The organism is Sphingomonas sp. Leaf38, assembly GCF_001421825.1.
Classification (GTDB): Bacteria; Pseudomonadota; Alphaproteobacteria; order Sphingomonadales; family Sphingomonadaceae; genus Sphingomonas.
The window spans coordinates 381393-394345 of sequence record NZ_LMLD01000009.1; the positions used below are offsets into that span (position 1 = coordinate 381393).

Below are 12953 nucleotides of genomic sequence, written 5' to 3' on the forward strand. Positions count from 1 at the left end.
TCGCCGCTACCGTCGTCCCGCTGGCCGGACGAGCCGCCACGGCCTGGTATCACAACAGCTTGTCGAGCGTGATCGGCAGGTCGCGCACGCGCTTGCCGCAGGCGTTGTAGACCGCGTTGGCCACCGCTGCCGCCACGCCGGTGATGCCGATCTCGCCGATCCCGTGCGCGCCCATCGGCGTGTGCGGGTCGGCGATGTCGGTCCAGATCACATCGATCTCGGGCACGTCGAGATGCACCGGGATGTGATATTCGGCGAGACTGGGGTTCATGATCCGGCCGTTGCGTTCGTCGAACTGCGTCTCCTCCATCAACGCCATGCCGAGCCCCATGATGATCCCGCCGCGAAACTGGCTCCGCGCCGTCTTTGGATTCAGAATGCGCCCGGTATCGAACGACCCGAGAAAGCGGCTGACGCGCGTTTCCCCGGTAACGCTGTTGACGCGCACCTCGCAGAACATCGCGCCGTAGGAATGCATCGACCAGTGCATCAGTTCGAGCGGCTGTGACGCCTCCTGCGTGACCGTGACGCTGTCGCGCTGCGCCCGCGCCAGGATCGACGCATAGCTTTCGCGCCGCGACGGATCGTCGAGCTTGGCGAGCCCCGCATCGTCGCTGCCGACCTCATCGGCGGAGAGGCCGGCGAGCGGCGAGTCGTTGCCCGCGAGCTTGAGCAGTTCCGCCACCAGCGCGTTATGCGCGGCGATCACCGCCGCGCCGATCGCCGCGGTCTGCTGCGAGCCACCGGCGAGGATCGCGCCGGGAATGATCGAATCGCCATAGCGAACCTCGACCGCATCCATCGGCAGTCCGAGCCGCTCGGCCGCGACCATCGCCGTCGTCGTCGCGGTGCCCATCCCCATCTCCTGTGCGGAGACTTCGACGATCGCGGTGATGGGGGCGTCCGCCGATAACGACGACAGCGTGATACGCGCAGCCCCGCCGGGCATCCGGTAATAGGGGTAGGTGGCGGTCGCACAGCCCATCCCAATCAGCCACTCGCCCTCGCGGCGCGTACCCGGCTCGGTCGGGCGCTGGTCCCATCCGAACGCCTCCGCCCCGGCGCGCCACGCCTCGACGATATTCCGCGACGAGAAGGGCAGATCCGAGAGCGGATCGGTCTCGGGCTCGTTACGCACGCGAAGGTCGATCGGATCGATCCCCAGCTCCACTGCGAGTTCGTCGATCCCCGACTCCAGCGCGAACGTGCCCACAGACTCGCCTGGTGCGCGCATGAACGTGTTGGCCAGCATGTTCAGCCGGACGACGTCGACGGACAGCGTCACGCTATCGGCGGCATAGCCCGATTTGGAGCCGACGATAAACGGCTCTGGCATGTCGTTGTGCGGCGTGGTCGCGGTGGTGCCCGCGTGGATCATCGCCTGGAAATGCCCGTCTACCGCCGCGCCGATTGCCACGCGCTGTTCGGTCAGCGTGCGCCCGCCGACGATCCGGTAGACGCCCTCGCGGCTCAGCGCGATCCGCACCGGCCGCGTCGCCAGCTTCGCCGCCGCCGCGCCGAGGATCTGGTGGTCCCAAAGGCACTTGCCCCCAAACCCCCCGCCCACATAGGGCGACAGGACGTGCACCTGGTCGGCGGCCAGGTCGAAGACGTCGGCGATCGTCGCCGCCGCCGCGGTCACCAGCTGGCTCGCGTCGTGGATCGTCAGGCGGTCGCCTTCCCACACCACGGTCGCGGCATGCGGCTCGATCGCGTTGTGGCTGTGGCGCGGTGTCCGGTACACGTTGTCGACCGCGTGCGGCGCCGCCTTCAGCGCGGCCTCGGCATCGCCGACCTCGACCTTCAGTGCCTGCCCCATGAACGCACCGGGTTCGGTGCCCGCGGCCTTGGCCTCGGCGAACGACGTCAGCGCCGGCTCGGCGGCATAGTCGGCGACGACCAGCGAGGCGGCGTGATCCGCCTGCTCCTGCGTGTCGGCGAGCACGACGGCGATCGGCTGGCCATTCCAGTGGATCCGGTCGTCCTGCATGATCGGCAGGTCGGCAGGCGCTGCCGCGGTCGGCGACGACCCGAACACCGCGGGCGTGTTCATCCGGGGCGCATTGCGGTGGGTCATCACCAGCACGACGCCCGGCGCGGCCTCGGCGGCGTCGGTGTCGAGCGTCGCGATCCGGCCGCGCGGTATCGTGGAATAAGTGAGCGCGGCATAGACCATGCCCGCCAGCGGCACTTCGGCTGCAAAGCGCGCGGCACCCTGCACCTTCGCCGCCCCGTCCAGCCGCGAGACGGGCGTCCCGATCAGGCCGTGCTGGCGGCGGATCAGCGGATCGGGAACGCCGCCCGGGATCCAGCTGTCGGGCGCCAGCGGTACCAGTTTCTCCATCGCGCCCTGCACCGCGCCCTGCACAACACCCTTGACGCTATCGACGATGCTCATGCGTGTGCTCCTGCAAGATCGCCCAGCACGGCGACAAGGGTTCGCTTGACGAGTTCAATCTTGAACCCGTTGTCGCGCAGCGGGTGGGCGTCCGCGAGTTCGGCCAGCGCCGCCTCGCCGAACAGCGCGTCGCTTGGCACCGCCCCGCGCAGGACCGCTTCGGCCTTCAGTGCGCGCCACGGCTTGTGCGCCACACCGCCCAGCGCGATCCGGACGTCGCCGATCCGTCCGTCATCGACGCGCAACGCCGCTGCCACCGACACCAGCGCAAACGCATAGCTCGCCCGGTCGCGCACCTTGCGATACGTCGAATGCCGCGCGAGCGGCAGAGCCGGCAGGCTGATCGCGGTGATCAGCTCGCCCGGCGCCAGCACCGTATCCTGGTCGGGACGGTCACCCGGCAGCCGGTGGAGATCGCCGAAGGGCAGCGTCCGCGCGCCACCGACCCCGTCGATATGCACCGTCGCATCGAGCGCGGCGAACGCGACGCACATGTCCGACGGATGCGTCGCCACGCAGGCGGGCGATGCGCCGAGAATGGCATGGATCCGGTTGAACCCCTCGGCGGCATCGCACCCCGCGCCCGGCACGCGCTTGTTGCAGTTCGCACCGTCGGTATCGTAGAAATAGGTGCACCGCGTCCGCTGCAGCAGGTTGCCGCCGACCGTCGCCATGTTGCGGATCTGTGGGGACGCACCCGCCAGGATAGCGCGCGCCAACGCCGGATAGCGGGTCCGCACTACGGGATGCTCGGCAAGCGCGGTATTGCGAACCGCAGCGCCGATCAGCAGTCCGCCATCAGCGGTGTCCTCGATCTCGGCGGACAGGCCGGTGACGTCGACCACCCGATCGGGACGCGCGATCGTCTCGCGCATCAGATCGACCAGGTTGGTGCCGCCCCCCAGATAAGCGGTCGCCGGCTCCGCACCGAGCCGGATCGCATCGGCAACGCCGTCGGCACGGGCATAAGTAAACGGCGTCATGCCACGCGCTCCGCGTCGAGGGTTTGTGTGATCGCGTCGATGATGCCGTTATGCGCGCCGCAGCGGCACAGATTGCCGCTCATCCGCTCCTGAAGCTCCTCGCGGGTCAGCGTGACGAATGCGGACAGATCCGCGGTGACGTTGCTCGGCAGCCCGCGTTTTGCCTCGCTGGCCATGCCGATCGCCGAGCAGATCTGCCCCGGCGTGCAATAGCCGCACTGGAACCCGTCATGATCGATGAACGCCTGCTGCAGCGAGTGCAGCACGCCATCGGTCGCAAGGCCCTCGATCGTGGTGATTCTCCGCCCGGTATATTGCACCGCCAGTGCGAGGCAGGACACGATCCGCTCGCCATCGACAAGCACGGTACACGCCCCGCACGCGCCCTGGTTGCAGCCCTTCTTGGTGCCGGTCAGATCGAGATGCTCGCGCAGGAAATCGAGCAGCGAGACACGCGGATCGGCGGGCGGGTCGGCCGTGATCCCGTTGATGATCATCGACATCGCGATCTCCTGTAGCGTGTATCTCGTGAGTATGGTCGGTCTATCCGAAGCCGCGTGTCGCCACCATAGCGCCGTCACCCCCGCCGATGCGACGAGACAAAAAAATACCGGAGGCGCATCGACTGCGCCCCCGGTCATTCTTGTCCACGCCGGATTTGAACCGGCGATCAGGCCAGCGTGCGGACGCTGGCTTCGCGGTCCCAATAGCGCTTGGTGCCGGCGGTCGCGATCTGGCCGAGATCGACGACACCGGCATCGGGCTCGACGCCAGCCTTGTCGAGCAACGGCGCGGCAGCGGCATTTGCCGCGACCGCCTTGAGATGCCCGAACGCGTCCATGACCCACTGGACGGCTGCACCTTCCTTGAGCAGCGCCTTGCAGCCCTCTTCCGAAAGCACCACCGCGACGGCGTCGAAGATTTGCGAGGGGCTGCCGGCAAGCTGCCCGTGCGCCTTCTTCTTGCTGCCATCGGCGAGCTTGGCACCGCCGACCTTGGGCGCGACGAGAACGGCCTTGCCGCCGGCCGCCTCGACCGACTTGACGACCGCATCGATCTCGCCGCCGTCGGATCCGTCCGAGATCAGGATACCGACCTGGCGACCCTCGAGCGTCTCCTTCATCGACTTCTGGATCGACAGCGCGTCGCTGGCTGGCATGTCGACCGGCTCGCGATAGGCGGGGTTCGCCGCGGGCAACTCGATACCGAGACCGTCAGCGATGCGCTTGGCCAATTCCTCGTTCACGTTGCGCAGGTTGGCGACTGTGCGCTCCTGAACATGGGCGAGGCCAACCTTCGACAATTCGAACGTGAACGCCGATGCGATATGCGCCTTTTCATTGTCCGTCGCAGATACCCAGAACAGCCGCGCCTGACTGTAGTGATCGCCGAACAGTTCGGCGCGCATCCGCAGCTTCTCGCCCTGCTCGTCCGCACCGGTCGGGTTGGTCGTAGTGACGAACCCGTTCTGCGACTCGCGCGGACCACCGTCCTCGCCGACGACCGAGAGGCTGTTGGGCTCATAGTTCGCCCGACCCTTCGGCACCTTGGTCTGCATCATCCCGTCGCGCTGGAAGTTCTGTGCGTTGTTGCGCGGCGCATTGACCGGGATCTGGTGGAAGTTTGTCGTCCCCAGACGCGACTTCTGCGTGTCGAGATAGCTGAACAGGCGGCCCTGGAGCAGCGGATCGTTCGAGAAATCGATCCCCGGCACGACATTGGTCGGCAGGAACGCAACCTGCTCGGTCTCGGCGAAGAAATTGTCCGGGTTCCGGTCGAGCACCATCCGGCCGATGATCCGGACGGGCACGTCCTCCTCGGGGATCAGCTTGGTCGAATCGAGCACATCATAGGGCTGCGCTTCGGCAAAAGCCTTGTCGAACACCTGGATGCCCAGCTCCCACTCGGGGAAGTCGCCGGTATCGATCGCTTCCCACAGGTCGCGACGATGATAGTCGTTGTCGGCGGCCTGAAGCTTGAGCGTCTCGTCCCAGATCGTCGACTGAAGACCGAGCTTCGGCTTCCAGTGGAACTTCACGAAGCTCGACTTGCCTTCGTCGTTGACGAGCTGGAACGTGTGGACGCCAAAGCCTTCCATCATGCGCAGCGAGCGCGGCAGCGTGCGGTCCGACATGGCCCACATCTGCATGTGCGTCGATTCCGGCGTCAGCGAGGCCCAGTCCCAGAATGTGTCATGCGCCGAACCAGCCTGCGGATAGGCGCGGTCTGCTTCCATCTTCACCGAATGGATCAGGTCGGGGAACTTGATCGCGTCCTGGATGAAGAACACGGGAATGTTGTTGCCGACGAGATCCCAGTTGCCCTCGGTCGTATAGAACTTGACCGCGAACCCGCGAACGTCGCGCGGCGTGTCCACCGAGCCTGCACCGCCGGCCACGGTCGAGAAGCGCGTGAACAGCTCGGTCTTGGTGCCCTTCTTGAACACCGCCGCCTTGGTCAGGTCGGAGATATCGTCGGTCGCCTCGAAATAGCCATGCGCGCCCGAACCGCGGGCGTGGACGATCCGCTCGGGGATGCGCTCGTGATCGAAGTGGAAGATCTTCTCGCGCAACACGAAGTCTTCGAGCAGCGTTGGGCCGCGCACGCCGGATTTCAGGCTGTTCTGGTTGTCGGAGACGGGTACGCCGTGGTTCGTCGTAAGGACGGGCACATCGCCACCGGCGCGCTGGTGTGTTTCGCCACCATTGCCGGGATTGCGCTCTGCGGGGTCGCTCATTGCAAATCCTTGTCAGTAATCAGAGTTCCAAATAGTGAACGATCTTGGTCTGCGGCTGGGTCCCACGCGCGCGAAAGAATTAGGGGTCCTTGCGCAAGCTGGCGGGCGGGGCGGTGGACGGGATGTCTCAGTGACACCGCCAGCAATGCGGTCTACGCGTGCGCCGTGTTCGCGATACGCCGCCTCTTCCGGTCCTGCCCGTTGCTCGTGCGCTGGCTGTGCGTGGCGGCGTTGGCGATGAAGCTGCTGGTGCCGACGGGGTACATGATCGCGAACCACAGCGGCCATATCGCGATCACGCTGTGTCCGGGCGTTGCTCCCACGACCGCCACGTCTGGCGGCATGCACATGACGACACCCGACCATGCCATGTCCGGCCATGCGATGCCGGACCATGATCCGTCCACCAGCCACGGCAAGACAGAGCTTCCCTGCGCATTCTCGGGGCTGTCGGCGCAGGCGCTGGCCAGCGTCGATGCGATCCTGCTGATCGCGGCGATCGCGTTCGTCGTGGCGATTGGCGTGCGCCCGATCCGTCCCCCCGTCCACCCCAGCGCGCCGCATCTGCGTCCGCCGCTGCGGGGCCCACCGACCTTGCTTTCGACCGTCTGATCCGAACCGCGCGTCGCTGGGAGCGCGGTTCGCCACCTCTGTCGACGCGCGTCTGTGTGGCCGCGCGCCTGTCGAAAGCCACTTATAATGTTTGCTACTCCGCCTCCGTTCCGGGCGGCGATGGCCATTGCCCTCGCCGTTCCCGCCTGCGTCGTCGCCTCGCCCGCCATCGCGCAGACCCCCGCCCCCGCCCCCTCCTTCACCGGGGCCGAGTCCGATACGCGCTTCGTGATCGGCGAGGTCGTGGTGACCGCGCGCAGCATGGCGCGCTCGACCGAAACCATCCTGACCTCGGTCGACATGCTCGGCGGCGATATCGCGCAACGCCAGTCGGTCGACAATGCGTGGGAGCTGTTCGCGCGCCTGCCCGGCGTCGTGCTGACCGATTTCAACCAGGGGACCACATCCGGCCGCTTCTCGATCCGCGGGTTCAACGGCGAAGGCGAGATCAACGCGGTCAAGCTGACGATCGACGGCATACCCAGCAACGACAATGCCGGCGGCATGACCGGTATTGACATGATCTCGCCGCTCGACGTCGCCGGGATCGAACTGGTCCGCGGCACGTCCGACCCTCGCTGGGGGCTGAACAATATCGCCGGCAACGCCAATATCCTGACGCGGATCGGCGGCAATTATCTCGACGCGCGTCTGATCGGCGGTGCGTTCGGGACGATCGACGCACAGGCCTCGGCCGGACTCGAGCGCGGCGGGTTCAGCCAGAACTACCTGCTCGGCTACCGGCGGACCGATGCATATCGCGACCATGCCGATCTTGATCGGCTGAACCTCGCGGGAAAATGGTTCTATGATGTCGGCCCCACCCGGATCGGCGCCATCGTCCGCCACTCGGTCGCGCACGCGCAGGAGCCCGGCTATCTGACCGATGCCGACGCCGATACCGACCGCACCCGATCCTATGCGGTGTCGGCAACCGATGGCGGCACGCGACGGATCGGCCAGTACAGCCTGCATCTCGACGCCGATCTCGCCGACCCGCTCGCGCTCAGCGTCAAGGGCTATGCCAACAGCCTGCACGACGATCGCTACGTCCGCTTCTCCGCAACCGTCCCGCAACAGCGCCGGCTGACCGAGGAATGGCAATATGGCGCGACCGCCGCGCTCCACTACCACCCCCGCGTAGAGTTTTTCCACGCGCTGATGCTCGAGGCGGGCGGCGACGTGCAGGTGCAGGACAACAGGAGCCTGCGCTGGCTGACCGACCGGCGCACATTAACCAGCCAGACGCGCAACCAGGATTTCGGGCTGACGGTCTATGGCGGCTATATCCAGGCGGTGATCGAGCCGACCGACTGGATCAAGATCACCCCCGCCTGGCGGATCGACCGCGTCGAGGGCCATTTCGCCAATCGCCTGACGGGCACGACCGCGCCGATCAACGACTATGGCACGATCAGCCAGCCCAAGCTGAGCGTCGCGATCACGCCCGTGACCGGCGTCACCGCCTATGCCAATTACGGACGCACCTTCCAGATCGGCGCTGGCTCGGCCTCGTATCTGGTGCCGCCACGGACGACTGACGTCGCACCCTCGATCAACAAAGGCTATGAAGCGGGCATCAAGCTGACCAGCGGGCGCTGGCTCGAAGCGCGCGTCGCACTGTGGCAGCAGACCGCGAGCGGCGAGCTGAAGCGGCGGCTGAACGATCCCTCCGGCGATGTCGACAATCTCGGCCGGACGCGGCGCCGCGGTATCGATCTGCAGCTCGATCTGAAGCCGGTCCGTACCGTCGCGCTGTGGGGCAGCTATTCGCACCAGACCGCGCGGATCGTCACGCCCGAGCCGGCAACCCCGTCGCAGGCGGGCAACGCGATCGACCATGTCCCGCAGAACGTCTTCTCGGGCGGGCTCGACGTCACGCCCGGCCCCAAGGTCAGGCTATCCTTATGGGGTAACGGCCAGTCGAGCTACGAACTCGATCCCGCCAACACGCAGGGCCGCTACGGCGAGTATGTCGTCCTCAATGCCGAGGTCGCGTACAAGCTGACGCCGAAGATCGAGGTCTCCGCGCAACTCAAGAATCTCGCGAACGAGCGCTACGAGTATGTCTGGTACGACGGTACGCAGCGGCTCCACGCACCTGCCGATCCGCGCTCGCTGTTCGGTGCGGTCCGGTTGACGCTCTGATGCCGCGCCGACCGCCACTTCGCGCCATCGTGCGGCGCGTGCATCTCTGGCTCGGTCTGTTGATCGGCGCGCTGTTCGCGTTCGCGGGGCTGACCGGTAGCATACTCGTCTTCTATCCTGAGATCGACGCGGCGCTGAACCCGGCGCTGAACCCGGCGTTGCACGCGGTGCCGGACGGTGAGCGCGCGCCCTCCTGGCAGGCGATCGTCGACACGCTCCACCGCGAGCATCCCACTCGCACCGGCGCATGGCGGATCGAGGTGACCGGGGATGGCGGCGCGGTCCCGGTGCGCTATTATCAGCCAAGGGAAACCGCGGGCCACGATTTCGCGCCGTTCCTCGTCTGGGTCGATCCGGTCCGCCTGACCACGATCCGCACCGGATTCTGGGGCGATACGGTCGTCACCTGGATCTACGATCTCCATTACCGGCTGCTGCTGGAGAAGCCCGGTGGCGTCGTCATGGGAATCGCAGGCATCGTCATGCTCGGGCTGATCGCCAGCGGGATCTGGGCATGGTGGCCGCGCCCCGGCAGCTGGTGGCGCGCACTGCGCTTCAAGCACGACGCCGCGCCGCTCCGCCGTCTGTATGACTGGCACAAGCTGATTGGTCTGGGCGGCGCGCTCCTCGTGCTCGTCGTCACCGCTACCGGGGTGATGCTCGACCTACCCGATCAGACCCGGTTCGTGATCGCGCGCGCCTCGCCGCTCTACCGGACGCCGCCGCTGGCCGTGGTGGCACGCGGCGCGCCCCTGGCGATCGATCGCTTGGTCGCCATAGCCGAACACGTCTTCCCCGGGGCCGCGCTCGCCTGGATCGAGACTCCCGCCTCGCGGACCGGCGCCACGCGGATCAACCTCGCGCAGGACGGCGAGCCCAGCCGCCGTTTCCCGCGCACCAATGTCTGGCTCGATCCCTATACCGGCGCCGTCCTCGCGACGCGCGACGGTCTTGCCGATACAGGCGGCGACGTCGTGATGAACTGGCTCCACCCGCTCCACGGCGGCGAGGCGCTGGGGCTGACGGGGCGCATCCTCGCCTTCGTCGCTGGCCTCGTTCCGATCGCGCTGTTCGCGACCGGGGTGCTGCGGTGGCACCGCCGCCGCCAGCGCCGCGCGTCGCAAAGGACGATTGGCACTCGGGACGAACCCCGCTAGCACGACGCGCGAGCAGCCGGTTCGACCGGAGGCTCGCTAGATCGCGTCGGTGCCCTTCGGGGCTTGAAGGGGAATGCGGTGCGGAGGGTTCGCCATCCAATGCCGCAGCTGTCCCTGCAACTGTAAGCGGCGAGCGAAACGCACACGCCCTTCGCGACGAGGGGCAGCCACTGGGTCGACGACCTGGGAAGGTGTGGCGTGGAGCCGAGACCCGCGAGCCAGGAGACCTGCCGGCGTCTGGTCGCTCTCGTCCCGGCCCAGGGGGTGGCCGAGGCACGGTGAACGCCGTCTGAGCGACGACCTTGTGGCGGGGGCCGCATCGACGACGCGCGTCGGCCGCTCATGGCGTCCGGTCTTCCTGCGTCCCGGCCGCATGCGGCAGGTCCCCGTCCTCGTCGGACGCCGGGGAGTTCTGCATGACGACGATGACGATCGATAAGCCCGCCAAGAAGACGTCCGGCAAGCCGGCACGGATGGCCACGCGCAAACGCATCGGCTGGATGTTCGCAAGCCTGGTCGCGGCCAATATCACCGCCTGGGGCTGGGCGTTCTCGCTGTTCCATGCGCAGCCGCTGATGCTCGGCACCGCGTTGCTCGCCTGGGGGCTGGGCCTGCGCCACGCAGTCGATGCGGATCATATCGCCGCGATCGACAATGTGACGCGCAAGCTCATGCAGGACGGCCAGCGCCCGATCACGGTCGGCTTCTGGTTCGCGATCGGCCATTCGGGGATCGTGCTGATCGCCGCGGTCGCCATCGCACTCACCGCCAGCGCACTGGCGCAGTTCGAGGCGTTCAAACAGGTCGGCGGCGTGATCGCCACCGTCATCTCCGCGGTGTTCCTGTTCACGATCGCGGCGATGAACCTCGTCATCCTGCGCTCGGTCTGGCGGACCTTCGGCCATGTCCGCAGCGGCGGCGTCTATGTCGAGGAAGACCTCGATCTGCTGCTCGGCAACCGCGGCCTGCTGGCGCGCCTATTCCGGCCGATGTTCCGGCTCGTTACGCGCAGCTGGCATATGGCGCCGCTCGGATTCCTGTTCGGGCTCGGCTTCGATACCGCAACCGAGGTCGCGATCCTCGGCCTGTCCGCAAGCCAGGCCGCGGACGGTCTGTCGATCGGCACCATCCTCGTGCTCCCGATCCTGTTCGCGACGGGCATGGCGCTGGTCGACACGGCGGACGGTGTCGTCATGCTCGGCGCGTATGAATGGGCGTTCGTGAAGCCGATCCGCAAGCTCTACTACAACATCACGATCACGCTGATCTCGGCAATCGTCGCGATCGCGATCGGCGGGATCGAGACGCTGGCGCTGCTGGGTGCCAAGCTCGGCCTGTCGGGGGGCGTGTGGGACCTGGCGGCCGCGCTGGGCGAGAATTTCAACGGCCTCGGCTTTGCGATCATCGGCCTGTTCGTGTTGTGCTGGGTGCTGAGCTTTGCGATCTATCGCTGGAAACGCTTCGACGAGATCGAGGTCGTGCACGGATAGCTGGCGGCCCGGTGAAAAGTCCTTTAGGTCCCACCCCGAGGCTCGGTTTTACCGAACTTCAACAGATCGCGCCGGTGCCCTTCGGGGCTTGAAAGGGAATGCGGTGCGGGAGGATGTCCTCCCAATGCCGCGGCTGTCCCTGCAACTGTAAGCGGTGAGCGAGACGCACAGGCCCTTCGCGAGGAGGGAAGCCACTGGGTCCAAGACCTGGGAAGGCGTGTGTCGAGCTTTGACCCGTGAGCCAGGAGACCTGCCAGCGTAACGGTCGCTCTTGCCTTGATCCAGGGGATGGTCGCGGCACGGTACTCCGTCTGAGCGACGAACGCGTGCGGCCGAAAGGTCGTGCGTGCCTGCGTATGCTCGAAGGAGAACAAGAATGTCGGACCGCTCGCCCACTTTGGCAAAAGTCCCCGTCACCATCGTCACCGGCTTTCTCGGCGCGGGCAAGACGACGCTCATCAGCCACCTGATCCGTAACGCGGGCGGCCGCCGGCTGGCGGTCGTGGTGAACGAATTCGGCACGCTCGGCATCGATGGCGACATCCTCAAGGGTTGCGCGATCCCCGATTGCCCCGCGGAGAACGTCGTCGAACTGGCCAATGGCTGCATCTGCTGCACCGTCGCCGACGATTTCATCCCGACCGTCGAGACTTTGCTCGCACTCGACCCGCGCCCGGATCACATCCTGATCGAGACGTCGGGCCTCGCGCTCCCCAAGCCGCTGCTTAAGGCGTTCGACTGGCCCGCGATCCGCTCGCGCATCACCGTCGACGGCGTCATCGCGCTTGCCGATGCGGAGGCGGTCGCCGCCGGCCGGTTCGCGCCCGACATCGCCGCGCTCGATGCGCAGCGCGCGGCCGATCCGAGCGTCGATCACGAGACGCCGCTCTCGGAAGTGTTCGAGGACCAGCTCGCCTGCGCCGATCTCGTCCTGCTCACCAAGGTCGATCTCGCCGGTCCCGAGGGCGTCGCCAAGGCGCGGGCGGTCATCGCCGCCGAGTCCGCCCGCCCGCTTCCGGTGATCGACCTGACCGACGGCATCATCGACCCGCGCGTGATCCTCGGCCTGAACGCCGCTGCCGAGGACGACATCGCCGCCCGCCCCTCGCATCACGACGGCGAGGACGATCACGAGCATGACGATTTCGACAGCGTCGTCGTCGCGCTGGGCGAGATCGCCGATCCGGCCGAGCTTGCCGCCAGGATCGAGGCGCTCGCCCGCAGCGCCGACATCCTGCGCGTGAAGGGCTATGCCGCGGTCATCGGCAAGCCGATGCGCCTGCTCGTCCAGGCAGTCGGCGCACGCGTCCGCACGCAATATGACCGCCCCTGGCGCGCCGACGAGCCCCGCCGCACGCAACTGGTGGTCATCGCCGAGCATGATCGCATCGACGAGGCCCGCATCAAGGCCGCGCTGGACGCCTGAGG

General features: G+C 67.1%; 9 protein-coding genes and 2 riboswitches. Of the genes, 5 read left to right on the plus strand and 4 right to left on the minus strand.

The window, feature by feature from the left end; genetic code table 11:
• Nucleotides 1-49: 49 nt before the first annotated feature.
• The 4 genes from ASE88_RS04015 to ASE88_RS04030 form a co-directional block, all read right to left on the minus strand.
• A complete protein-coding gene (locus ASE88_RS04015) occupies nucleotides 50-2398 on the minus strand; it encodes a xanthine dehydrogenase family protein molybdopterin-binding subunit (protein WP_056475629.1) in 2349 nt (782 codons plus the stop codon).
• Complete coding sequence (locus ASE88_RS04020) at nucleotides 2395-3381, minus strand: FAD binding domain-containing protein (RefSeq protein ID WP_056475632.1); 987 nt, start codon at nucleotides 3379-3381, stop codon at nucleotides 2395-2397. The genes ASE88_RS04015 and ASE88_RS04020 overlap by 4 nt, the downstream gene beginning before the upstream one ends.
• Entirely contained in the window at nucleotides 3378-3884 is a 507-nt protein-coding gene (locus ASE88_RS04025; RefSeq protein WP_056475635.1) for a 2Fe-2S iron-sulfur cluster-binding protein, read from the minus strand. Before ASE88_RS04025 ends, ASE88_RS04020 begins: the two co-directional genes overlap by 4 nt.
• A 167-nt stretch (nucleotides 3885-4051) precedes the next feature.
• Nucleotides 4052-6118 (minus strand): catalase, encoded by a 2067-nt coding sequence (locus ASE88_RS04030; protein ID WP_056475637.1) that lies wholly within the window; start codon nucleotides 6116-6118, stop codon nucleotides 4052-4054.
• Between the two features lie 165 nt (nucleotides 6119-6283).
• Between ASE88_RS04030 and ASE88_RS04035 the strand changes: the two genes are divergently transcribed.
• The 5 genes from ASE88_RS04035 (at nucleotide 6284) to cobW (ending at nucleotide 12951) form a co-directional block, all read left to right on the plus strand.
• Nucleotides 6284-6730: a hypothetical protein gene (locus ASE88_RS04035; RefSeq protein WP_056475639.1), complete on the plus strand. Its 447-nt coding sequence runs from the start codon at nucleotides 6284-6286 to the stop codon at nucleotides 6728-6730.
• A 120-nt stretch (nucleotides 6731-6850) separates the two neighbouring features.
• Nucleotides 6851-8878: a TonB-dependent receptor gene (locus ASE88_RS04040; RefSeq protein WP_082466187.1), complete on the plus strand. Its 2028-nt coding sequence runs from the start codon at nucleotides 6851-6853 to the stop codon at nucleotides 8876-8878.
• A 38-nt stretch (nucleotides 8879-8916) separates the two neighbouring features.
• Nucleotides 8917-10035 (plus strand): PepSY-associated TM helix domain-containing protein, encoded by a 1119-nt coding sequence (locus ASE88_RS04045; protein WP_200910141.1) that lies wholly within the window; start codon nucleotides 8917-8919, stop codon nucleotides 10033-10035.
• A gap of 30 nt (nucleotides 10036-10065) precedes the next feature.
• Nucleotides 10066-10285, plus strand: a riboswitch (cobalamin riboswitch).
• Between the two features lie 250 nt (nucleotides 10286-10535).
• The gene (locus ASE88_RS04050; protein WP_055877191.1) at nucleotides 10536-11525 is read left to right on the plus strand and encodes a HoxN/HupN/NixA family nickel/cobalt transporter; all 990 of its coding nucleotides are present in this window, start codon (nucleotides 10536-10538) and stop codon (nucleotides 11523-11525) included.
• A gap of 55 nt (nucleotides 11526-11580) precedes the next feature.
• Nucleotides 11581-11798: riboswitch (cobalamin riboswitch) on the plus strand.
• A 103-nt stretch (nucleotides 11799-11901) separates the two neighbouring features.
• Nucleotides 11902-12951 carry a cobalamin biosynthesis protein CobW gene (gene cobW, locus ASE88_RS04055; protein ID WP_056475647.1) on the plus strand — a complete coding sequence of 350 codons (1050 nt, stop codon included), beginning with the start codon at nucleotides 11902-11904 and terminating at the stop codon, nucleotides 12949-12951.
• Nucleotides 12952-12953: the final 2 nt, after the last annotated feature.